Source organism: Comamonas fluminis, from assembly GCF_019186805.1.
In the GTDB taxonomy this organism is placed as follows: Bacteria; Pseudomonadota; Gammaproteobacteria; order Burkholderiales; family Burkholderiaceae_C; genus Comamonas; species Comamonas fluminis.
The window spans coordinates 3,659,190-3,681,083 of sequence record NZ_CP066783.1; the positions used below are offsets into that span (position 1 = coordinate 3,659,190).

General features: G+C 60.2%; 18 protein-coding genes. 8 read left to right on the top strand and 10 right to left on the bottom strand.

All coding sequences use genetic code 11. The features are described 5' to 3' along the window. Positions 1 to 107: 107 nt before the first annotated feature. The 4 genes from JDW18_RS16980 to xdhC all read right to left on the bottom strand — a co-directional run bounded on the left by JDW18_RS16980 (position 108) and on the right by xdhC (position 5,622). Positions 108 to 2,267, bottom strand: a complete 2,160-nt coding sequence (locus tag JDW18_RS16980) for a sensor domain-containing diguanylate cyclase (RefSeq protein WP_246610025.1) — start codon at positions 2,265 to 2,267, stop codon at positions 108 to 110. Positions 2,268 to 2,404: 137 nt separating this feature from the next. Beyond that, complete coding sequence (locus JDW18_RS16985; RefSeq protein ID WP_218240622.1) at positions 2,405 to 3,040, bottom strand: Crp/Fnr family transcriptional regulator; 636 nt, start codon at positions 3,038 to 3,040, stop codon at positions 2,405 to 2,407. A gap of 126 nt (positions 3,041 to 3,166) precedes the next feature. After that, positions 3,167 to 4,477 (bottom strand): urate hydroxylase PuuD, encoded by a 1,311-nt coding sequence (locus JDW18_RS16990; RefSeq protein ID WP_218240623.1) that lies wholly within the window; start codon positions 4,475 to 4,477, stop codon positions 3,167 to 3,169. Positions 4,478 to 4,773: 296 nt separating this feature from the next. Continuing rightward, positions 4,774 to 5,622, bottom strand: a complete 849-nt coding sequence (gene xdhC, locus JDW18_RS16995) for a xanthine dehydrogenase accessory protein XdhC (RefSeq protein WP_218240624.1) — start codon at positions 5,620 to 5,622, stop codon at positions 4,774 to 4,776. Positions 5,623 to 5,870: 248 nt separating this feature from the next. On the opposite strand from xdhC, the gene JDW18_RS17000 reads away from it, so the two are divergent. Beyond that, positions 5,871 to 6,347, top strand: coding sequence for an energy transducer TonB (locus JDW18_RS17000; RefSeq protein WP_246610028.1), 477 nt, complete (start codon positions 5,871 to 5,873; stop codon positions 6,345 to 6,347). A gap of 109 nt (positions 6,348 to 6,456) precedes the next feature. On the opposite strand, the gene JDW18_RS17005 is transcribed toward JDW18_RS17000, so the two are convergent. Beyond that, positions 6,457 to 7,041, bottom strand: coding sequence for a BPSL1445 family SYLF domain-containing lipoprotein (locus JDW18_RS17005; protein ID WP_218240625.1), 585 nt, complete (start codon positions 7,039 to 7,041; stop codon positions 6,457 to 6,459). 355 nt (positions 7,042 to 7,396) lie between these two features. Between JDW18_RS17005 and JDW18_RS17010 the strand changes: the two genes are divergently transcribed. Continuing rightward, the gene (locus tag JDW18_RS17010; RefSeq protein ID WP_218240626.1) at positions 7,397 to 7,783 is read left to right on the top strand and encodes a DoxX family protein; all 387 of its coding nucleotides are present in this window, start codon (positions 7,397 to 7,399) and stop codon (positions 7,781 to 7,783) included. Between the two features lie 134 nt (positions 7,784 to 7,917). Here the strand turns inward: JDW18_RS17010 and uraH are convergent, their stop codons facing one another. Beyond that, a complete protein-coding gene (gene uraH / locus JDW18_RS17015; RefSeq protein ID WP_218240628.1) occupies positions 7,918 to 8,268 on the bottom strand; it encodes a hydroxyisourate hydrolase in 351 nt (116 codons plus the stop codon). 230 nt (positions 8,269 to 8,498) lie between these two features. Between uraH and ggt the strand changes: the two genes are divergently transcribed. Next, on the top strand, positions 8,499 to 10,307 hold the full coding sequence (gene ggt / locus JDW18_RS17020; RefSeq protein WP_218240629.1) for a gamma-glutamyltransferase: 1,809 nt from the start codon (positions 8,499 to 8,501) through the stop codon (positions 10,305 to 10,307). Positions 10,308 to 10,418: 111 nt separating this feature from the next. Here the strand turns inward: ggt and glxR are convergent, their stop codons facing one another. The 3 genes from glxR to gcl all read right to left on the bottom strand — a co-directional run bounded on the left by glxR (position 10,419) and on the right by gcl (position 14,158). Continuing rightward, positions 10,419 to 11,330 carry a 2-hydroxy-3-oxopropionate reductase gene (glxR, locus tag JDW18_RS17025; protein ID WP_218240630.1) on the bottom strand — a complete coding sequence of 304 codons (912 nt, stop codon included), beginning with the start codon at positions 11,328 to 11,330 and terminating at the stop codon, positions 10,419 to 10,421. Between the two features lie 81 nt (positions 11,331 to 11,411). Next, the gene (hyi, locus tag JDW18_RS17030) at positions 11,412 to 12,215 is read right to left on the bottom strand and encodes a hydroxypyruvate isomerase (RefSeq protein WP_218240632.1); all 804 of its coding nucleotides are present in this window, start codon (positions 12,213 to 12,215) and stop codon (positions 11,412 to 11,414) included. A gap of 152 nt (positions 12,216 to 12,367) precedes the next feature. After that, positions 12,368 to 14,158, bottom strand: coding sequence for a glyoxylate carboligase (gcl, locus tag JDW18_RS17035; protein WP_218240633.1), 1,791 nt, complete (start codon positions 14,156 to 14,158; stop codon positions 12,368 to 12,370). Positions 14,159 to 14,266: 108 nt separating this feature from the next. On the opposite strand from gcl, the gene JDW18_RS17040 reads away from it, so the two are divergent. After that, positions 14,267 to 15,184: a LysR family transcriptional regulator gene (locus JDW18_RS17040; RefSeq protein WP_218240634.1), complete on the top strand. Its 918-nt coding sequence runs from the start codon at positions 14,267 to 14,269 to the stop codon at positions 15,182 to 15,184. A 237-nt stretch (positions 15,185 to 15,421) separates the two neighbouring features. Here the strand turns inward: JDW18_RS17040 and JDW18_RS17045 are convergent, their stop codons facing one another. Beyond that, positions 15,422 to 16,774: a glycerate kinase type-2 family protein gene (locus tag JDW18_RS17045; RefSeq protein ID WP_218240635.1), complete on the bottom strand. Its 1,353-nt coding sequence runs from the start codon at positions 16,772 to 16,774 to the stop codon at positions 15,422 to 15,424. Between the two features lie 212 nt (positions 16,775 to 16,986). Between JDW18_RS17045 and JDW18_RS17050 the strand changes: the two genes are divergently transcribed. The 4 genes from JDW18_RS17050 to JDW18_RS17065 are packed head-to-tail and all read left to right on the top strand — an operon-like array spanning position 16,987 to position 21,674. Then, positions 16,987 to 17,664: a GntR family transcriptional regulator gene (locus tag JDW18_RS17050; RefSeq protein WP_218240636.1), complete on the top strand. Its 678-nt coding sequence runs from the start codon at positions 16,987 to 16,989 to the stop codon at positions 17,662 to 17,664. Beyond that, positions 17,661 to 18,617, top strand: coding sequence for an allantoinase PuuE (gene puuE / locus JDW18_RS17055; protein WP_218240637.1), 957 nt, complete (start codon positions 17,661 to 17,663; stop codon positions 18,615 to 18,617). Before JDW18_RS17050 ends, puuE begins: the two co-directional genes overlap by 4 nt. 7 nt (positions 18,618 to 18,624) lie before the next feature. Beyond that, on the top strand, positions 18,625 to 20,400 hold the full coding sequence (gene uraD / locus JDW18_RS17060) for a 2-oxo-4-hydroxy-4-carboxy-5-ureidoimidazoline decarboxylase (RefSeq protein ID WP_218240638.1): 1,776 nt from the start codon (positions 18,625 to 18,627) through the stop codon (positions 20,398 to 20,400). Next, a complete protein-coding gene (locus JDW18_RS17065) occupies positions 20,397 to 21,674 on the top strand; it encodes a M20 family metallopeptidase (protein ID WP_218240640.1) in 1,278 nt (425 codons plus the stop codon). The genes uraD and JDW18_RS17065 overlap by 4 nt, the downstream gene beginning before the upstream one ends. The last annotated feature ends 220 nt before the right edge of the window (positions 21,675 to 21,894 follow it).

The window sequence follows — 21,894 nt, forward strand, 5'->3', positions numbered from 1 at the left end:
GCGAGTGACCTCATCATGGTTTTGTATACAAAATAATGACGAGCGTAACCGAGGCCTGCCGCTAGCGCAGCCAAGGGATTGCCCGAAAGATACGATGAAGCGTGTTCTTAAGCCATGGCGGCAATGACTTCAACGCGGTTGCGCCCCTTGCGCTTGGCCGCGTAGCAAGCCATATCCGCCCCCTGAAACGCGGTAGCGACAGAGTGGCTCAGCGCATCGAGCACCAGCATGCCGATGCTGGCACTCAACATATAGCGCTGCCCTTGATACGAGCCTTCCCAATCCTGAATCGCCATGCAAAGCAGTTGTGCGTAGCGCATGCCTTGTTCTCGGCTCACTCCCGGCATCAGCACGGCAAACTCGTCTCCGCCAACACGGGCCACCCAGCCATGCGGGCGCACCGATGACTCGATCAGCTTGGCGATATGCCCCAGCACCTCGTCCCCCACTTCTCGCCCGCCCTGGCGATTGACCTGGGAGAAATGATCGAGATCAACGTAGAGAATGACGCCGTGTCCGGCTGAACTCTTGGCAGCGCCATCATCGGTCTGCGTGCACTCCTGCAGCCAGTCCTTGAGTCTTACGGCAAAGGCAGCACGGTTGGGCAAGCGGGTCAGCGGGTCATGCATCGCCTTCCAGGTGGACTGTTCGCGCAGCATGCGCTGGGTGGTGACATCCTCCACTTCCCAGACCAGATAGCGCTCGTCCCCTTCCTTGTTGCTGAGCTCCCATGTACGGCTCATGCGCTGCATGCTCTGCCCGTTGAGCCTTACCCAGACAGTGCTGGAGTCCTTTCGCAGCAAGGAGACTTCGCTATCAAATTGGCCATAGATATCCAAACCACGACCTATGCGTGACACCAGATCAGCGTAGGCCTGATCGCTGGCGCACAGCTGGCGCAGGCTCATCCCCAGCATTTCGCGTGGCTGGTAGCCCAGCACCCGCGCAGCCTGAATCCCGACTCGCAGCACTTTTTCACCCTGCGTGACCACCAGCCCCACCGGGGCATAGTCCATCAGGGTCTGCAACTGCAGCTGCAGCTGACGTTCGCGCTCCTCATGCCCTTCGCGGCTGCGCCCCAGCGCCTGCAGCGCATTTCTCAAGGTTTGTGCTTCGCCCCAGTCATGGGATGAAAGCCTTTGCCACCAGCGGGCGCCAAAGACATTGGTATCCACCTCATCCACAGTGCCGCGCTGCTGGGCGCGGTCCGCCTTCCGAAACAGCTCGGTCAGGGGGTGAAAAACCAGGGCCATCACCACCAGCAGGGCAATGGCAATCAATACCAAGGCCGCAGACAAGAGAGCCAGCGAACGATTACCCAGACCCGGCACCCAGTCCTGCGCGCTGGAGACTTTGACCAAAGACCATTGGGTCCAGGGCAGAGTCACAACACTCCAGAGCTTTGTGCCACGGCGTTCACTGACGGTGGATGCCTGCAGCTCGCGCAGCCAGGCAAGGTCTTGCTCACCCACTGCACCTGGCAGGCCCTCGCTGGCAGGCAGTTGCCATTGGCCTTTTTGCTCCACCGCCAGCAACCGCCCATCCTTGTCCAGCAAAAACAGATCGCTGACAGGCCCCGGCTGCTCTCCATCCAGTGGCAGCAGCGTGGCGGCGCTGACATGGTGGCTGCCGCCCAGCACACCCAGCAAGCGACCGTTGGCCGTACGCACGGGAACCACATGCTGGAACTCCAGATCCAGCCCAATGTCAGTGCTCTCAACCCGGCCTTTGACTAGCGGCTTCCCCTCCAACAGGCCGCGCCGGAGTTCTTCGCGTGTGGATTCAGGAAGCTGCGACGAAGGGATGCTTTCGTCTTTTTTCAGACTCAGCAGCAACTGCCCGCGCTCATCGGCCAGTTGCACCTTATCGAACTGCTGCGCCATGGAGGCTGGCTGAAGCAGCAATGCCTCCAGCCAGTCACGAGGCTCATGCATGCGATCAGAGAGCACGGTTGCCAAGCTCTGCAATGGCTTTTGCTGCTGCTCCACCCGAAAAGCAAGCGCGCGCGCCATGTATTCCAGTGACCGGGTCTGCGCTGGCAAAGCGCCATCCGCCACAGCCTGCTGCATGGAGTAACGCACCCAGACGGCTGTTCCCGCGCCCACCAGCAGCACCACAGCCATGACAATCAGCATGACGCTGCGCAGCATGGGGCCGGGGCCCCGGTTGACGCGCTCTACCCACGGCTCATGCACAGGCCGCCGGGGTAGTGAATCCGGAAGGGCCCAAGGAGGCTCTACAGCAGTGGTTGCAGCGAGGTCAGACATGATCTCTCAATATAGAGAGCGGCTGTCTTTTACCAATCAGAGGAAGCCCGCAAACCTGTCGGTACATACCCGGGCGGGCACTGAGCATTAAGCGCAAAAGCAAGCGCTCATTCACCTACAGCCTGTAGCTGAAACTCTCAGCCCAGCGCCAGCACTTCCAGGGCTTGAGGTTTGGGCAGATCAATCACATTGCCGCGCCCTGCAATCAGCCCATGTTCGCGCAGTTGGCGCAGCACACGCGAAAACGTCTCGGGTGCAATGCCCAGTTGCGCGGCAATCAGGCGCTTGCGTGCATTCAAGGTCACGCGCAAACCGCCTTCGGCATGCTGGGTTGCATGGTGCAGCAGCCACTGAGCGCAGCGCGCCTCGGCGTCCTGTGCCAGCCGGCTCACGGCCAGCTCGGTCTGCGAGCAATAGGCACGCGCCAGATCCTTGAGCAGTTGCTGCGCGGGCTGCGGCATGTCGGCAATGGCTTTGTGAAATCGCTCCAGCGGAATGGCGTAGAGCTGCCCCGCTGTCTGCGCCTGCATGTCCATGCAGGAATTGCGTCCCTGCAGCGCAAAGGCTGCATCCAGCCAGGCTGGACCTTCCACCTGTCCCAGCTGGTGTCTCAGCGTCGAGTCCTGCTCCACGCCCAGCAGCACACTTCCGCTTGCCAGGTACAGAACAGAGGCGATAGGTTGACGGCGCAGTCTGAGCCACGAGCCCGGAGCAAAGCTCTCAGGCTGCCCAAACGAGGAGGCAACTTGCGACATGGAGGGCATGGTGAACATATGCTCGCACTTTGCCCGGCTTTGCTCCCGCTCGCATTGAGCCACATCAACAAGCCAGAGATACGGGAAAACAAAAAGGCCGCAGAGCAAAGCTGCGGCCTTTGGAGATCAGAGAACTTCTGTCTATCAGTTCACGGCAGCGCCGGACTCATACCAGGTCTTGATCAGGTTGCGCTCGTCTTCGGACAGCGCACCGGGGTTGCCGAAAGGCATCTTCTTGAGCTGAACCACCTGCTGGTAGATCTGCTGAGCGTGCGACTTCACCGCTTCGGGCGAATCCAGACGAACGCCCTTTTGCTGGATGGCTGTGCCGTGGCACACCACGCAGTGCTGCTGGAAGATGGCATTGACCTTGGCAAAGCCTTCGCCACCAGCGGCAGCAGGAGCTTCAGCAGCGGGAGCTGCTGCGCCTTCTGCGGCGGGCGCTGCGGCCTGGGCAGCCGGAGCAGCTTGCTCAGCGGCGGGGGCTGCAGGAGCAGCAGCCACGGGAGCAGGAGCCGCCACAGGAGCGGGCTTGAGCCAGACGAACACGGCCAGCAGAGCAGCCACGCCAACCGCAGCGTAAGGCCAGGGGTGGCTGTTGCGGCCCAGCTTGTAGCCGTGACGCATCACGAAGAACTGGCGAATAGCGGCACCGGCAAACATCATGCCGATCAACACCAGCCAGTTCATCTTGTGGCTATACAGCCAGCCATAGTGGTTGGACAGCATGGCAAACAGCACAGGCAGCGTGAAGTAGGTGTTGTGCACGCTACGCTGCTTGGCACGCTGGCCGTGACGGGGATCCACAGGCTCGCCAGCCTTCAGGGAAGCCACCACCTTGCGCTGGCCAGGGATGATCCAGAAGAACACGTTGGCGCTCATGGAAGTCGCAATCATCGCACCCATCAGCAGGAAGGCAGCTTGGCCGGGGAAGATGTGGCAAGCCAGATAGGCGGCAATACACACCAGAACCAGCACCAGGGCACCCACGGTGGCATCGCCATTCTTCTTCTGGCCGAAAGTGCGGCAGATGAAGTCATACAGCAGCCAGAACACCACCAGGAAGGCCAGCGCAGAAGCCACGGCAGCGCCGGTGCTCATGGCGTTAGGGTCGCCGGGGGTAATCAGGTAGATGTTGGCGTTCCACAGGTAGGAAACCGTCAGCAGAGCAAAACCGGACAGCCACGTGGTGTAGCTTTCCCAGTAGAACCAGTGCAGATGGTCCGGCATCTTGGGAGGAGACACGTTGAACTTGACGGGGTGGTAGAAACCGCCACCGTGCACAGCCCAGAGTTCGCCGCTGACGCCTTGTTTTTTCAAGTCGTCGTCAATGGGCGGCGTCAAGCTGCTGTCCAGAAACACAAAGTAGAAGGATGAACCGACCCAGGCGATGGCGGTGATGACGTGGAGCCACCGCAACAGCAGGCCGGCCCAGTCGAGAATGTAGCTTTCCATAGCTCTCAACCTTGGCAGCGTGGGGCTGCCTTACAACCTGCTCACCACTGCGGGCGCTCTGAGCAGAAGAAGAGGCCGCGCACCCGAGCGTGAAGCACGAGGCACCGCTGCGACCTATCTGTCGACTGAAAGTGTATGCAATTTTTGCCGCCAGATAGTGGTGATTCAGGGTTAATCACCCTAGTGATTTCCCTAGGAGTTAGACCTAAAGCAAATCTGCTGCTATGAATTTCTGGCAATAGGCAATGAACCGCAGGGACAGGCTGCCACTGGAGCGGCTGCCCAATCTGGCCCCATCAGACCGCGCCCGGCAGACGCTGTAAAAGCTGCGCCGCCACTGCCACGGCAATGACCTCGGGCTGCTTGCCCGTGATTCCCGGCACACCAATCGGGCAGGTGATGTGGGCCAGTTCCTCATCTGTAAAACCACGCTCGCGCAGGCGGCGACTGAACGTGGCCCATTTGGTCTTGCTGCCAATCAGGCCAATAAAAGGCAAGTCCCCGCGTTCGCGCTGGCGCTTGAGGCACTGGGCCACCACCTCCAGATCTTCGGCATGGCTGAAGCTCATGATGAGCACCTGCGTCTGGGCAGGCAGCTCATCCACGGCGGCCTGCACCGGGTCAGAGTGCTCGCACAGCACACCAATCTGTTCCTCTTTGGGAAAGACAGCATCACGGCTGTCCACCCAGATCACGCGGTAAGGCAGGCTGCGCAAGATACGCACCAGCGCATGCCCCACATGGCCTGCGCCAAACAGTGCCACGTTACTGGAAGGAATTGGCAGCAATCGTTCTAGTTGATTGCGCTGACCGCTCTCAAAAAAGGAGTACTCCAGCTCCAGTGCCCCCCCGCAGCATTGCCCCAAACTTGGCCCCAGCGCATAACGCTGCGTGTGAGCGGGGCGCGCATCTGCACCTTCGCTTTTCCCCTTTTCACTCCACTGCGCCAGCAATTGCTGCGCCTGAGCAATCGCCTGCCATTCCAGGTGACCACCGCCAATCGTGCCATGCACCTCATCGGCAAACACCGCCATCCACGCGCCCTGCTCTCGCGGTACAGAGCCGCGCACTGTCTGCACCTGCACCCAGCACAGAGGCTGCTGCGCAAGGCTGCTCAAAATCTTTTCGTAGGTTTGACTCCACATGGGCGCAAGTATCAAGGCTGAATGGGTAAAGATGCCCATCTTCGCGCAGTTCAAGGCCGACAGTAGAAGCGCCCTGATATGAACCGCCTAATGCCTGGCACATAGGCAAGCACAGGGCGGAAGACATCAACAGGCAAACCCTCCAATCCATCCCAACCCCGAGACAGCGAACCAGCACCGTTGCATCCGCTTGCCTGCGCCACGTTTCGCTGCGCACAGCAGCTGCGTTTTCAGGGTACGCTTGCCCCATGTCTGAATCTTCCGCCCTGCCCAAAATCACTTTGCGCAAGAAAGCCTGGCTCTGGGCCAGCGCTGCTTTGTCTGCTGCCTGCCTTCTGACTGCCTGCCAGACGCCTCCGGGCGGCTCCTCATCCACATCAAGCCCACCCGCCGCATCCAAGACGTATCGCAAAGATGCAGCCCAGCATCTGTACTCTCGCAATGCAGATCGCATCTACAAAGGCATGCTCCCGCCCATGCTGTATGCCATAGGCGTGCTGCAGATTCAGATTGATAGCAAAGGCCAGATCCGCAATCTGCACTGGCTGCGCAAGCCCAGCCATGCACCCGAGGTGGTTGCAGAGATCGAACGCACCGTGCGCGCGGCAGCACCTTTTCCCGCAACCGGAAGCCGCTCCAACATCACCTATACCGACACCTGGCTGTGGGATCGGTCTGGGCGCTTTCAACTCGATACGCTGTCCGAAGGTCAGCTAGGTCAGTAAGAGCTGCCCGACACTGTTGTCGAACTCGCGCGCATTGCGTGAACCCCAAAAGAAAGCCGGCTATGAAGCCGGCTTCTTTATTGGCAGCCCATCAGCTGCGCTTACAGGATTACTCCACGATCTTGGTGATCTTGGTGCCTTGCAGAGACACGCCGGCTTCCAGACCCACGTTGGTCAGCACATAGCTGGTAACAGGTGCGTCAACGGTGGTGGTATCGACACCGCCATTGGCACCGATCTTGCCAGCAGCCACGGTTGCGTCAGCACCGACGGACCAGCCATCGCTCTTGAGGAACTTGTCCAGCGCTTCCTGGGTGTTGAACACATAGATCACAGCCTTGGACTGGCCACCCGCTTGCCAGCCGATGGAAGCACCGGTGGTGCTGTAGTTGCCACGGTTATGACCGCCCACGCGCAGCACGCCACGGCCATGCTCCACACCCACCACAAAGCTGCCGCCAATCACCGACGGGAAGATCAGCACGCCCTTGGCGTTCTGCACCATCTGCTTGGAGCCAGGAGCTGTCTGATACAGGCGCTCCAGTGCAGCGTTGGCACGGGTGTTGACAGTGGTTGCATCAGCACGAGGCGCAGAGGAAGTTTCTGGCTTGGTGGTCGTGCAAGCAGTCATGGAAACAGCACCGGCTACCACGGCCGCAGTCAGAGCCAGAGAACGCAGAGAGATTTGTCGCATTGCTATTCCTTTCGTTGGGCGAATGTGGCAGGCACATTCCAAAGTTTTTAAAGGCCTGTGTGAGGCTTATGGCTGCCGCAGAACCCTCTTCTGCACGGCGCCCCTCAGGACAAGGTTGACCCGATCCTAGTACGCCGAATCACCAAGTAAACCCTGCATTGCCAGCTTGCGTCATTGACCTACAAAGCGCAAGCGCATGTATCAAAAAGGACTCACAGCCCCGTCAGACGCTATCCCGCAAACCCTGGTTGGTCGCAATGCGGAAAAGGCCTCATAAACACTTGGAATGACACCAGACAAGCCCGTTCGGCGCTAGCATTCTTGATATGCCACAGGCGTCGATGAATGGATCTTCATGAAAGTTTGGAACTATTTACACAACCCTCGGGCGGCCATGGTGCTGCTGCGCACCACACTGGCCCTTCTCATGCTGTTTCATGGCTGGGCCAAGATTCGCCACGGCATTGGCGGCATCGAGCTGATGGTTGAGGCCCGTGGCGCCCCGGGCTGGCTGGCCTATGCCGTGTATCTGGGTGAGGTTGTTGCACCGCTGTTGCTGCTGGTGGGGCTGTGGGTTGTTCCTGCCGCACTGGTGATTGCGATCAATATGCTGGTGGCATTTTTTCTGGTGCACACCAAACAGGTGCTGATGCTGCAGAACTCGGGCGGCTGGTCGCTGGAGCTGCAGGCTTTCTTCTTTGTCACCGCCATCGTGGTGGCCATGGGTTCATCCAAGCAGTAATCGCACCCCTCAAAAACAAGAGCAGCTTGCGCTGACTACTTCTGGGCTTTCAAGTCAATCGCCTTGAAATGCAGGAATAGCATGCGCAAGCTGCTCTTGTTTTTAAAGGCTTCTTCAAGAAGAAGCCATCGTGATCAGGAACCGCGATAAGTGGAATAGCTCCAGGGGCTGACCAGCAAAGGCACGTGGTAGTGCTGCTCCACATTGGCCACGCCAAAGTCCAGGCTCACCTTGTTCAGAAAGCTGGGCTCAGGCAGTTCAACGCCGCGTGCCTTGAAGTACGCCGCCACATCAAAAGTCAGGCGATAAGTGCCAACCTTGAGGGTGTTGTTGTCGAACAGAGGCGCGTCGGTGCGACCGTCGTGATTGAGCACCAGGCTCTTGATCAGCGTGGCCTTGTCGCCTTCGGTCGAAAACAGTTCAACGGCCATGCCAGCTGCGGGGCAGCCGTTCATGGTGTCGAGTACGTGGGTGCTCAGTCCCATGGAAATCTCCTCACGGACAGTTCAAATCTGCCCTGGTTGTTGCAAGAACCAAGAACGCGGGCGCAGGCACCCCCGCCTCAGATGGTTAAAGTGTATACAGTTTCTGTACTCCATCAAAGGCTGTACAGACTTGACTTCTAGGCACATACCCGCAAAGTCACCACCTCATGCAGAGAGCTGCGGCAGCCGCTTCTAAACTGAGTCAATTTGCCGCCCACCCGAAGACGCCTATGCCATTACGCGCCACTGCATTCGCCACCAGCCTGGCGATTGCCACCATCAGCCTGACTGCATGCAGTAACGCACCTGAAAGCAAAACTGACCCGAAACCTACGATCACGGCTTCTGCGCCCACCGAAGCCGTTCAGCCCAGTGCAGCGCAGGCCGCCGCAGCGGCCTATGACTTTGGCATGGATATCTTCCATCCCGTGCAAGCCCGAAATGGCATGGTGGCCAGCGAGCAGGAACTGGCCACGCAGATTGGCGTGGACATTCTCAAGGCCGGGGGCAACGCCATGGACGCCGCCGTGGCCGTGGGTTTTGCACTGGCCGTGGCTTTGCCCAATGCCGGCAATATTGGCGGCGGCGGCTTCATGATGGTGCATGACGCCCGAAGCGGCAAAGACATTGCGCTGGACTTTCGCGAAGTGGCACCTAAGGGCGCATCGCGCACCATGTACCTGGACGACAAGGGCAATGTGGTGGATGGCAAATCGCTATTCACCCATTACGCCGTAGGCGTGCCGGGTACCGTGGCAGGCATGACGCATGCGCTCTCGCGCTGGGGCTCCATGCCGCTGCCCGCGGTCATGGCTCCGGCGATTGAGCTGGCGGAAAAAGGCTACCCCGTCAGCGCGACACTGGCCAAGACACTGAGCCAGGAAAAGAAAAATATGAGCCGCTGGCCTGCCACGCAGGCCATCTTCTGGAAAAACGGCACGCCGCTGCAAGCGGGTGAGCAACTGGTGCAGAAAGACCTGGCGCAGTCACTGCGCCTTATCAGCCAGCAAGGCGCCAAGGCCTTCTATCAAGGTGAAATTGCGCAGAGGATTGCCGCTGAAATGGCGCCTCATGCCAATGCCATCACGCTGCAGGACCTGCGCGACTACAAGGTGGTGGAGCGCGAGCCGGTGCGCGGAACTTATCGCGGCTATCAGATCGTGACCATGCCGCCACCCTCTTCCGGCGGCGCGCACCTGCTACAGATTCTGAACATGATGGAGCGCTGGCCCATGCAGCAATGGGGCCCGAACAGTGCGCAAAGCGTGCACCACATGACCGAGGCCATGAAGCTGGCCTATGCCGACCGCGCGGAATATCTGGGCGACCCTGACTTTGTGAAGATTCCGCTGCAAGGCCTGATCTCAAAACGCTATGCCAGCGAACTGGCTGCAGGCATCACACCCCGCCAAGCGCGGCCCAGCCAAAGCATCAAGCCCGGCAAGCCCCAGCCCTATGAAAGCGACCAGACCACGCATTACTCGGTGGTTGATAAAGCAGGCAATGCCGTGGCTGTGACCTATACGCTGAACACCAATTTCGGCAGCGGCATCGTGGCCAAGGGCACGGGAATCTTGCTCAATAACGAGATGGACGACTTCTCCGTCAAACCCGGCGTGGCCAATGCCTACGGCCTGCTGGGCGGCGATGCCAATGCGGTGCAAGCAGGCAAGCGGCCTCTGTCATCAATGACGCCCACCCTGGTGCTCAAAGACGGCAAACCTGTACTGGTCACAGGCAGCCCCGGCGGCGCACGCATCATCACGACGGTGCTGCAGCAAATCGTCAACTTCATCGACTACGGCATGAACCCGCTGGAAGCTGCGGCCACACCGCGCTTTCACCATCAGTGGTCGCCCGATGAGCTGCGTGTGGAAAAAGGCTTCAGCGCCGACACGCTGAACCTTCTCAGGCAATGGGGACACAAGGTCGCAATCAAGCCCGCCATGGGCCGCACGCAGACCATTGAAATACAGGACGGCAAGCTGCTCGGTGCATCTGACCCACGCAACCCGGATGGCAAAGCCGCTGGTTACTGAGCCACTTTTCAAAACCAAAAAACAAAAAAGCCGCGCTCCCCCGAGCGCGGCTTTTCTTATGGGCGGCTACCGCTGTACGCGTCGCTTCACCGCCCTCCCCACCTGAGACTCTTACTCAGCCTTCTGGCCGATTTCGAAGTTTGCCTGAATTTCCAGAGCACGCACCATGCCGGAGTGGTCCCATGCAGCGCCGCCGTGAGCCACGCAGCTGTTGAACAGCTCTTGAGCCTGAGCGGTGTTGGGCAGCGACACGCCCAGCTGACGAGCGCTGGACAGAGCCAGGTTCAGGTCCTTCTGGTGCAGAGCGATACGGAAGCCTGGGTCGAAAGTGCGCTTGATCATGCGCTCGGCGTGCACTTCCAGAATCTTGGAAGAAGCAAAACCACCCAGCAGAGCTTCACGCACACGTGCTGGATCAGCACCGGCGCGCGATGCGAACAGCAGGGCTTCAGCCACGGCTTCGATGTTCAGAGCCACGATGATCTGGTTGGCCACCTTGGCAGTCTGGCCATCGCCGTTGCCGCCGACCAGAGTGATGTTCTTGCCCATCTTGTCGAACAAAGGCTTGACGCGAGCAAAGGCTTCGTCAGGGCCACCGACCATGATGGAGAGCGTGCCGTTCTTGGCACCGACTTCGCCGCCGGAGACGGGAGCGTCCAGGTACTGAGCGCCCACGGCTTCGATGCGCTTGGCGAAGTCCTTGGTGGCCACGGGCGAGATGGAGGACATGTCCACCACGATCTTGCCGGTGCTGCCCTTCAGGCCAGCGGCCACGCCGTCTTCACCGAACAGCACCTTTTCCACGTCGGGAGTGTCGGGCACCATGATGAAGATGATGTCAGCGCGCTCGGCCACGCCCTTGGCGGTGGTGCACTGGGTAGCGCTGGTTTCAGCGATGTTGGCAGGCACCTTGCCGTGGGTGTTCACGAACAGTTGGTGACCGGCAGAAATCAGGTGGCCGCACATGGGGGCGCCCATGATGCCCAGACCGATAAAGCCCAGCTTGAGAGACGATGCGTTCATGGTGTTCTCCTAAGTTTTTTGATAATCAAATTCGATAGCTTGAAGCGCTTACCTAGAAAGCGCTTCCGGCCTTTTTATGTCTTATGCAGCGACTGCAGCTTTCTTCCAGCCGCCAATCTTTTCCAGCCAGCCCAGGCCCGATTCGGTGCCGTTGGCAGGCTTGTATTCGCAACCGATGTAGCCGTCGTAGCCGATGCGGTCCAGGTGCGCGAACAGGAAGGGGTAGTTGATCTCGCCCGTGCCGGGTTCGTTGCGACCGGGGTTGTCAGCCAGCTGAATGTGGCCAATGCGTGCCAGCTGCTTTTGCATGGTGGCAGCCAGTTCGCCTTCCACGCGCTGAGCGTGATAGATGTCGTACTGCACGAAGGCATTGGGCGCCCCCACTTCGTCCAGAATGGACAGCGCTTCATCTGTGCGGTTCAGGTAGAAACCGGGGATGTCAAAAGGATTGATCGGCTCGATCAGCAGGCGGATGTTGGCTGCGCTCAAAGCGGCAGCGGCAAAGCGTAGGTTTTCCACAAAAGTGCGACGCACCAAAGCAGCATCAGCGCCAGCGGGAACCTTGCCAGCCAAGCAGTTCAGCTGGGGCACGCCCAGTGCATGCGCATAGGTCACAGCCTTGGCCACGCCAGCGCGGAACTCGTCCACGCGTGTGGGGTCGCAGGCAATGCCGCGCTCGCCAGCATCCCAGTCGCCAGCGGGCAGGTTGTGCAGAACAATCTTCAGGCCCGTGGCGTCCAGACGCTCTTTGATCTCTTCCACAGTGTGTGCATAGGGGAAGAGGAATTCCACGGCTTCAAAGCCAGCGTTGGCGGCACGCTCAAAACGCTCGAGGAAAGGCACCTCGGTGAACAACATGCTCAGGTTGGCAGCAAAACGGGGCATGGTCAAATCTCCAAAATCGCTAATAGTTGCAGGCGCTAGACGCCAAGCAAGGGCAGCCCCGCAGCGAAGGTGTCGTCCCCCTCCCCCTTGCGAGAGAGGGGGAAGCGGCGGGGCCGCCCAGGCAGAGCCGCTCAGGGGGTGGTTCTAGTTAATCAGCCCAGCAGAGCCAGTGCGCTAGGCGCGTCAGCCTTTTCGGTGGCCAGGTCTTCGAACTCAACCACGTTGTCGATTTCGGCGCCCATGGAGATGTTGGTCACACGCTCCAGAATGCACTCGATCACCACAGGGGTCTTGTGCTCGGCCATCCAGGCTTCAGCCTGCTGCATGGCAGGTGCAAAGTCTTCAGCGCGGTGAACGCGGATGGCCTTGCAACCCAAGCCTTCAACGACCTTAACATGGTCAACACCGTAGCCACGGGTCGCATCACCCTCATCCATGTTGATATTGTCGAACGCCAATTGCACGCAATAGTCGATGGAGAAAGCGCGCTGCGCCTGGCGAATCAGACCCAGATAGCTGTTGTTCACCAGCACGTGAACGTAAGGCAGCTTGAACTGTGCGCCCACGGCCAGCTCTTCGATCATGAACTGGAAGTCGTAGTCGCCAGACAGCGCCACGATCTTGCGAGCTGGGTCAGCAACGCGCACACCCAGGGCAGCAGGTGTAGTCCAGCCCAGAGGGCCGGCCTGACCGCAGTTGATCCAGTTGCGGGGCTTGTACACGTGCAGGAACTGAGCACCGGCGATCTGCGACAGACCGATGGTGGACACGTAAGTCGTGTCGCGGTCCAGCGTGTTGTTCATGCACTGGTACACGCGCTGGGGCTTCATCGGCACGTTGTCGAAGTTCGTCTTGCGCAGGAACTCGATGCTGTTCTTGCGACCTTGGCACTCGGCCACCCAGGCCTTGCGGCACTTGAGCTTGCCAGCAGCCTTCCACTCCTTGGCCACGGAAACGAATTGCTCCAGAGCTGCCTTGGCGTCGGAGACGATGCCGTAGTCAGGGGCGAACACGCGGCCGATTTGTGTGGGCTCAATGTCCACGTGCACAAACTTGCGTCCCTTGGTGTAGACCTCGACCGAGCCGGTGTGGCGGTTGGCCCAACGGTTGCCGATACCGAGCACGAAGTCCGAAGCCAGCATGTTGGCGTTGCCATAACGGTGGCTGGTCTGCAGACCGCACATACCGACCATCAGAGGGTGGTCATCAGGGATGGTGCCCCAGCCCATCAGTGTGGGGATCACGGGCACGTTCAGGATTTCGGCCAGCTCGACCATCAGGTCGGAAGCGTCGGCGTTGATGACACCGCCACCGGAAACCAGCAGAGGACGCTCGGATTCGTTGAGCATCTCGATGGCCTTCTCGGCTTGCTTGCGCGAAGCAGCGGGCTTGTAGGCAGCCAGAGGTTCGTAGGTGTCGATGTCGAATTCGATTTCAGCCAGCTGAACGTCGATAGGCAGGTCGATCAGCACAGGGCCGGGACGGCCGGAGCGCATCAGGTGGAAAGCTTGCTGGAATGCGCGGGGCACTTGAGCAGGCTCCAGCACCGTGGTGGCCCACTTGGTCACAGGCTTGGCGATGGAAGCGATGTCCACCGCCTGGAAGTCTTCCTTGTGCAGACGCGAGCGAGGTGCCTGGCCTGTGATGCACAGAATTGGGATGGAGTCAGCGCTGGCCGAGTACAGGCCGGTGATCATGTCGGTGCCAGCGGGGCCGCTGGTACCGATGCACACGCCGATATTGCCAGCGACGGCACGTGTGTAGCCTTCAGCCATGTGGCTGGCACCTTCCACGTGACGGGCCAGAATGTGACCGATGCCGCCGTGGTTCTTCATTGCAGCATACAGCGGGTTGATGGCCGCACCGGGCACACCAAACGTCACGGTTACACCTTCTTTTTCGAGCACCAGGACTGCTGCGTCGATTGCTTTCATTTTGGCCATGAGGGTCTCCTAAAAACTTGGTTGAACTTTAGTCAAGACCTTTGCTTGCTGGAAGCCACTCTCAGACCATAAAATTTATTCCAATGAAGAATAAATAGGAGATAAAACATGGACCGACTCGACGCGATGCACATGTTTGTACGCGTGGTGGAAACCGGCAGCTTCACCAAAGTGGCGCATGAATTTGCAACCACTCAGCCCACCGTCACCAAGCAGGTCGCCGCCATGGAAGCGCGCCTGAAAGTGCGCCTGCTCAATCGCAACACACGCGGCGTGAGCCTGACCGAAGCGGGTGCGCTGTACTACGAGAAGTGCAAGATCATCGTCACCGATGTGGCCGATGCCGAGAACGTGGTCAAGGTGCGCCAGACGCAGGTGCAAGGCCAGTTGCGCATTGGCAGCTCGGTCGCTTTCGGGCGTCGCGTACTCATTCCGCTGGCCATGGAATTCATGAAGCACAACCCTCAGGTGCAGGTGGATCTGAGCTTTGAGGACCGCTACACCGACCTGGTGGCCAACGGCATTGACGTGGCGCTGCGCATGGGCAAGCTGGCCGATTCTTCGCTGGGTGCGCGCATGCTGGGCATCAACCCCTGGGTGCTGGTAGCGTCGAACACCTATCTGCGCAAACACGGCACACCGCGCCGCCCCAGTGACCTCAAGGAACATTCCACTCTGATCTACAGCAGCGTGCAGGGCAACGACATCTGGCGGCTGCGCAACGCCAGTGGCGAACCGGTTTCAGTCCCCATCACCGGGCGGCTGCGCTCCAACAATCTCTCGGCCCTGCTGGCCGCTGCGCGCTCACACATGGGCATTGCCGCCCTGCCGCGATACGTGGCCCACGACTCACTCAAGGATGGGCGCGTGGTGGAGGTTCTCAAAACCTGCCGCCTGCCCGAGCAAGAAATTCACGCGGTCTATCCCTCACCGCGACTGGTGCCGCAGAAGGTGCAGTCGTTTATCGCATTCCTTCAAGGCAAGTTTGATGATGCGTGGTGGGAAGACCTGCCAAGAGGGGGCTAACTCCCCCTGAGGCGCTTCGCGCCTTCCCCCTCTTCGTACGCGCTGCGCGCTAACGGAGGGGGACTGCTCCTTCGCCGCGAGGCGGCTCTTGCTCGGAGCACTGGGATGGGTAGCGCCAGCTTTACACTGAAGCTATACAAAATATAGCAGATACCGATTGATTAGCAGTAGCTGCAGATCGTTTTCCATTTGAAACCGTTGAATAGCCTGCGCAAGAAGCTATTCAATTTGATAGTTTCAGAGAATCAAAATCGCGCGGAAGTCGTTCACATTGGTGTGTGTGGGGCCGGTGATGACCAGATCACCCAGCGCTTCAAAGTAGCCATAGGCATCGTTGCGATCCAGGTGGTCGCTGATGCGCAGGTTCTTCTCGGCAGCGCGCTTGAGCGTGCAGGGCGAGACACGTGCACCGGCGTTGTCTTCGATGCCGTCAATGCCGTCGGTGTCTGCAGCCAGCGCCCAGACTTTTTCCTGACCTTGCAGCGCCTGTGCCAGGCCCAGGCAGAACTCACCTGCGCGTCCGCCACGGCCTTTGGCTGCGCCGGGCTGGCGGGGGCGAATGGTCACGGTGGTTTCACCGCCCGACAGAATCACGCAGGGCTTGGCAAACGGCTCTCCGTGCTTGGCCACAGCGCGGGCCAGGGCGGCGTGCACCTTGCCCACTTCACGCGATTCACCCTCCATTTCATCCGACAGCACATGCACGGCCATACCTGCCTCACGTGCTGCGGCTGCCGCTGCCTCCAGCGACTGCTGGGGCGTGGCAATCAGATGCACTTCATGGCCTGCAAAACGTTCATCACCGGGTTTGGGCGTTTCCAGCTGACCCGCTTCCAGCGCTGCACGCACGGATTCCGGGATGCTGATTTGGTAGCGGTTGAGAATCGCCAGCGCATCGGCGCAGGTCGATGCATCGGGCACCGTGGGGCCGCTGGCAATGACCGAAGGATCGTCACCGGGCACATCGCTGATGGTCAGCGTCACCAGCTGGGCGGGGTAGCAGGCGGCAGCCAGACGCCCGCCCTTGATGCGCGAAAGGTGCTTGCGCACGCAGTTCATCTCGCCAATGGCGGCGCCGCTTTCCAGCAGGGCTTTGTTGATGCGTTGTTTCTCGGCCAGGTCAATGCCTTCGGCAGGCAAGGTCAGCAGCGATGAGCCACCGCCAGAGATCAGGCAGATAACCAGGTCGTCAGCGGTCAGCCCCTGCGTCAGCGCCAGAATGCGCTCGGCCGCAGCCAAGCCTGCAGCATCGGGCACGGGGTGTGCGGCTTCCACCACTTCCAGCCGCACTGGCAGGCCTTCCGGGCGCGGCGGAATATGGGCGTAGCGGGTGACAACCAGACCGGACAGCGGTGCATCCTGCGGCCACAACGCTTCCAGCGCCTGCGCCATGGAGCCGCCCGCCTTGCCAGCGCCCAGAACCAAAGTGCGCCCTTTGGGCGGCTTGGGCAGATGGCGGGCCAGCCCCTCGATGGGCAGGGCATTGCGCACCGCCACGTCATAGAGATGACGCAAGAAACCAGCGGGGTCTTGCTGAGGCGAAGGTGCGACGGCAGCCTGCGCGCGCGAGGATGTATTCTGTGCTTGCATAGCTGCGCATTGTGCATTCCGGCTTTTTTGCCTCACAGACACTCTCGTGTCACAACACTGCTGATCTTTGCTGCATCAATGGCGCAAGCCCTTATGCAGCTTGGCTTTGCGCGCTTGCTCACAGCTTTTTCCCGCCGACCATCGAGACAAACACTAGGTATGGTGGACAGAAACTGTATACAAAACTTGTCTTCAACCGCTATGATCGATTTATGGAAACTTCCACCACCAGCTTCATTGTTGAAAACCTGACCAAGGCGATCGTCGAGCATCGCCTGATGCCCGGCACCAAGCTGGCTGAGCAAAAGCTGGCTGACCACTTTGGCGTTTCCCGCACCCTGGTTCGCCAGGCCCTGTTTCAACTCTCCCAGAACAAGCTCATCCGGCTGGAGCCTGCGCGCGGCGCCTTTGTTGCCACACCTTCGGTTGACGAAGCACGCCAGGTGTTTGCCGTGCGCCGCATGCTGGAAGCCGAGATGGTGCGCAGCTTTGTGGCCCAGAGCACGCCCGCCAAGATCAAAGCCCTCAAATCCCATGTGAGCGCCGAGAAAAAGGCCATGGAAGCCAACGACGTAGGCCAGCGCACCGAGCTGCTGGGCGACTTCCACGTGCGCATGGCCGAGCTGATGGGCAACGAGGTGCTGGCACAGCTGCTGGGTGAGCTGATTTCCCGCTGCGCATTGATCACGCTGATGTACCAGTCTGCATCGGCGGCCGAGCATTCGCACGAAGAACATGCCGACATCGTCACTGCTCTTGCAGCGGGCGATGCAGAACATGCGGTGCAACTGATGCAGCTGCACCTGGACCACGTGGAAGCAGGCCTGACCTTCGACCGCGATCTGCCAACGAACGATTTGTCGATGGCACTTTCATCTGTATCCCTATGATTTACGATTCCACCGCCTCCTATCCACGCGACCTGATTGGTTATGGTCGCAACACGCCGCACCCGCAATGGCCCGGCCAAGCCCGCGTGGCTGTGCAGTTCGTTCTGAACTACGAAGAAGGCGGTGAGAACCATGTGATGCATGGCGACCCTGGCAGCGAGCAGTTCCTGTCGGAAATGTTCAACCCCGCCAGCTACCCCGCCCGTCACATGAGCATGGACGGCATCTATGAATACGGCTCACGCGTCGGCGTGTGGCGCATTCTGAAGGAGTTCGAAAAGCGCGGCCTGCCGCTGACCGTGTTTGGCGTGGCTACAGCCCTGCAAAAGCACCGCGAACTGGCCCAGGCTTTTGACGAACTCGGTCACGAAATCGCCTGCCACGGTCTGAAGTGGATTCACTACCAGAACGTGCCCGAAGAGATCGAGCGCGCCCACCTGAACCAGTGCGTGGAAATCTTTGAAGAGCTGTACGGCCACGATGGTGACCACGGCCTGGGCTGGTACACCGGCCGCGACAGCCCCAACAGCCACCGTCTGGTGGCCGATACCGGCCGCTTTACCTACGACAGCGATTACTACGGCGAAGACCTGCCCTTCTGGATGAAGGTTGCCAAGACCGATGGCAGCACCCGCAACCAGCTGATCGTGCCCTACACACTGGACTGCAACGACATGCGTTTTGCCCTGCCTCAGGGTTACGCGTATGCCGATCCGTTCTATCAGTACCTGAAGGACACGTTCGATGTCCTGTACGCCGAAGGCGATGCCAGCGGCGACAACGCCCCCAAGATGATGAGCATCGGCATGCACTGCCGACTGCTGGGCCGCCCCGGCCGCATTACAGCGCTGCAGCGCTTCCTAGACCACATCCAGAAGCACGACAACGTGTGGGTGTGCCGCCGTATTGATTTGGCTCGCCACTGGGCTGAGCGTTTCCCCTGCAAGGATTGATTGCGACATGGCTTTGACCCTGGAACAACTGAATGCCGCCGACGCGGCCACCGCTACCGATCTGCTCGACGGTCTGTATGAGCACTCGCCCTGGATTGCCGCCAAGGCGCTGGAGCAGCGCCCCTTCAAGTCCATGGCGCACATCAAGCACGCCATGGCTGCCGTGCTGGCCGAGTCCAGCGAGCAGGCCCAGCTCGACCTGATCCGCGCTCACCCGGAACTGGCTGGCAAGCAGATGGAGACCAACACGCTCACGGCCGAATCGACCAATGAGCAAAAGAAGGCGGGCCTGACTAACTGCACGCCCGAAGAGCTGGCGCACATTCGCAAGCTCAACGCCGAATATGGCGAGCGCTTTGGCTTCCCCTTCATTCTGGCCGTGCGCGGTGCGCGGGGTCTGGGTCTGAGCAAGGCAGAAATCATCTCGACCTTCGAGCGCCGCATCTTCAACCACCCTGCTTACGAGCAGGCTGAAGCACTGCGCAACATCCACCGCATTGCCGAAATTCGTCTGAACGACAAGTTCGGCTATGAGCCCGTGGAAGGCAACGAAGTCTGGGACTGGCAGGAACGTCTGTCCACCAACAGCGACCCTGGCTACGCCGAAAAGGGCCAGCTGACGGTGACTTACCTGACCGATGCTCACCGTGCCTGCGCCCAGCGCATCAGCCACTGGATGCGTGAAATCGGCTTCGACGAAGTCGAGATCGATGCCGTGGGCAATGTGGTTGGTCGCTACAAGGCTGCTACCGAAGGAGCCAAGACTCTGCTGACCGGCAGCCACTACGACACCGTGCGCAACGGCGGCAAGTACGACGGCCGCCTGGGCATCTTCGTGCCCATGGCTTGCGTCAAGCAACTGGCCCAGCAAGGCAAGCGTCTGCCCTTCAACATCGAAGTGGTGGGCTTCTCGGAAGAAGAAGGCCAGCGCTACAAGGCCACCTTCCTGGGCTCTGGCGCCTTGGTCGGCGACTTCAAGAATGAATGGCTGGATCAAAAGGACGCCGACGGCATCACGCTGCGCGAAGCCATGACCCACGCCGGTCTGTGCATTGACGACATCCCCAAGCTGGAGCGCGATCCCGCCAAGTACCTGGGCTTTGTGGAAGTGCACATCGAGCAAGGTCCCGTGCTCAACGAGCTGGACATTCCTCTGGGCATCGTCACCTCCATCAACGGCAGTGCCCGCTATACGTGCGAGTTCATCGGCATGGCCAGCCACGCAGGCACCACGCCCATGGACCGCCGCCGTGATGCTGCTGCGGGCGTGGCCGAGCTGTCGCTGTACATCGAAAAGCGTGCTGGCCAGGATGGCGACAGTGTGGCCACCATCGGTCAGCTAAACGTACCCTCGGGCTCGGTCAACGTAGTGCCTGGCCGCTGCCAGTTCTCGCTGGACCTGCGTGCGCCCACCAACGAGCAGCGCGACGCCATGATCAAGGACATCATGGCCGAGATGGCCGCGATTGCCGAACGCCGTGGCCTGCGTTTCACCACCGATCTGTCCATGAAGGCCTCGGCCGCACCTAGCGCCCCCGAATGGCAAAAGCGCTGGGAAAACGCAGTGGACGCACTGGGCGTGCCCCTGTTCCGTATGCCCAGCGGCGCCGGTCACGACGCGATGAAGCTGCACGAAATCATGCCCCAGGCCATGTTGTTTGTGCGCGGCATGAATGCTGGCATCAGCCACAACCCGCTGGAAAACTCCACCTCTGACGACATGCAGTTGTCTGTGGACGCTTTCACCCACCTCCTCCAACAACTGGCTCAAGAACAGCAATGACCAATATGAATCAAGACAAGCAAGCCACCTACGCCGCCATCGATGCATGGATTGACCAGCACTTCGACGAAGAAGTGAAGTTCCTGCAAGCCATGGTGCAAGTGCCCACTGATACACCTCCCGGCAACAACGCCCCTCACGCCGAGCGCACGGCCGACCTCATCAAGGGTTTTGGCTTTGACGCTGAAAAGCACGTCGTGCCCGAAGCCGATGTGAAGGCCTACGGCATGGAGTCGATCACCAACCTGATCGTGCGCCGCCAGTACGGTGACGGTGGCAAGACCATCGCCCTGAACGCCCACGGCGACGTGGTGCCTCCAGGTGAAGGCTGGTCCAAGGACCCCTACGGCGCCGAAATCGAAGACGGCAAGCTGTATGGCCGCGCCGCTGCCGTGAGCAAGAGCGATTTCGCCTCGTTCACCTTCGCCGTGCGTGCTCTGGAAGCCGTGGCCAAGCCCAGCAAGGGCGCTGTGGAACTGCACTACACCTACGACGAAGAATTCGGCGGCATCATGGGCCCCGGCTGGTTGCTGGAAAAGGGTCTGACCAAGCCTGACCTGATGATTGCAGCGGGCTTCAGCTACGAAGTCGTGACCGCTCACAACGGCTGCCTGCAGATGGAAATCACCGTGCAGGGCAAGATGGCGCACGCCGCCGTGCCCCACACCGGTGTGGACGCGCTGCAAGCCACGGCTGTGCTGCTGACGGCTCTGTACGGCGAAAACGTCAAGTACAAGCAAATCACTTCGCAAGTGCCCGGCATCAAGCACCCTTACCTGAACGTCGGCCGCATCGACGGCGGCACCAACACCAATGTGGTGCCCGGCAAGGTCATGCTCAAGATCGACCGCCGCATGATTCCTGAAGAGAATCCCGTGGAAGTGGAAGCCAGCATCCGCGCCGTTATCGCCAAGGCCATCGAAGACTTCAACACCCAAGGCGGCTACACCGGTGAAGACGCAGTGCGCGTGGACATCAAGCGCCTGCTGCTGGCCAACGCCATGACGCCTCTGGACGGCAACAAGCCTCTGGTCGATGCCATTCAAAAGCACGGCGAAGCCATCTTCGGTGAAGTGCCTCCTGCCGTGGGTACGCCTCTGTACACCGACGTGCGCCTGTACGTTGAGCGCGGCATCCCCGGCGTGATCTATGGCGCTGGCCCCCGCACCGTGCTGGAATCGCACGCCAAGCGCTCCGACGAGCGCCTGGTACTGGAAGACCTGCGCCGCGCGACCAAGGTGGTTGCTCGTTCGCTGGTGGACCTGACGGCTTAACTGGGATCCCCCCTGAGCGGCCCCGCCGCTTGCCCCTCTCTCGATGCATTGCATCTGGAGAAGGACGGCAGCATCGCCGCAGGGCGGCCTTTGCTTGCTGCCTCTTTGATGAGGCATGCCTGCTTTACTGCTCTGCACCAAGCCCGGTTTTCCGGGCTTTTTCATGTCTGCGCTAAGCCGCTTTGTGGCTGCTCTCTGCCCAGGCAACCCTCTCTTCATC

Bases quoted from the DNA above. Each gene is read 5' to 3' on its own strand.
- uraD (WP_218240638.1), top strand. From the start codon at position 18,625: ATGGCTTTGACCCTGGAACAACTGAATGCCGCCGACGCGGCCACCGCT.
- JDW18_RS17005 (WP_218240625.1), bottom strand. From the start codon at position 7,041: ATGCGACAAATCTCTCTGCGTTCTCTGGCTCTGACTGCGGCCGTGGTA.
- gcl (WP_218240633.1), bottom strand. From the start codon at position 14,158: ATGGCCAAAATGAAAGCAATCGACGCAGCAGTCCTGGTGCTCGAAAAA.
- ggt (WP_218240629.1), top strand. From the start codon at position 8,499: ATGCCATTACGCGCCACTGCATTCGCCACCAGCCTGGCGATTGCCACC.
- xdhC (WP_218240624.1), bottom strand. From the start codon at position 5,622: ATGTGGAGTCAAACCTACGAAAAGATTTTGAGCAGCCTTGCGCAGCAG.
- hyi (WP_218240632.1), bottom strand. From the start codon at position 12,215: ATGCCCCGTTTTGCTGCCAACCTGAGCATGTTGTTCACCGAGGTGCCT.
- JDW18_RS16990 (WP_218240623.1), bottom strand. From the start codon at position 4,477: ATGGAAAGCTACATTCTCGACTGGGCCGGCCTGCTGTTGCGGTGGCTC.
- JDW18_RS16985 (WP_218240622.1), bottom strand. From the start codon at position 3,040: ATGTTCACCATGCCCTCCATGTCGCAAGTTGCCTCCTCGTTTGGGCAG.
- JDW18_RS17065 (WP_218240640.1), top strand. From the start codon at position 20,397: ATGACCAATATGAATCAAGACAAGCAAGCCACCTACGCCGCCATCGAT.
- puuE (WP_218240637.1), top strand. From the start codon at position 17,661: ATGATTTACGATTCCACCGCCTCCTATCCACGCGACCTGATTGGTTAT.
- JDW18_RS16980 (WP_246610025.1), bottom strand. From the start codon at position 2,267: ATGTCTGACCTCGCTGCAACCACTGCTGTAGAGCCTCCTTGGGCCCTT.
- JDW18_RS17050 (WP_218240636.1), top strand. From the start codon at position 16,987: ATGGAAACTTCCACCACCAGCTTCATTGTTGAAAACCTGACCAAGGCG.
- JDW18_RS17000 (WP_246610028.1), top strand. From the start codon at position 5,871: ATGTCTGAATCTTCCGCCCTGCCCAAAATCACTTTGCGCAAGAAAGCC.
- glxR (WP_218240630.1), bottom strand. From the start codon at position 11,330: ATGAACGCATCGTCTCTCAAGCTGGGCTTTATCGGTCTGGGCATCATG.
- JDW18_RS17010 (WP_218240626.1), top strand. From the start codon at position 7,397: ATGAAAGTTTGGAACTATTTACACAACCCTCGGGCGGCCATGGTGCTG.
- JDW18_RS17040 (WP_218240634.1), top strand. From the start codon at position 14,267: ATGGACCGACTCGACGCGATGCACATGTTTGTACGCGTGGTGGAAACC.
- uraH (WP_218240628.1), bottom strand. From the start codon at position 8,268: ATGGGACTGAGCACCCACGTACTCGACACCATGAACGGCTGCCCCGCA.
- JDW18_RS17045 (WP_218240635.1), bottom strand. From the start codon at position 16,774: ATGCAAGCACAGAATACATCCTCGCGCGCGCAGGCTGCCGTCGCACCT.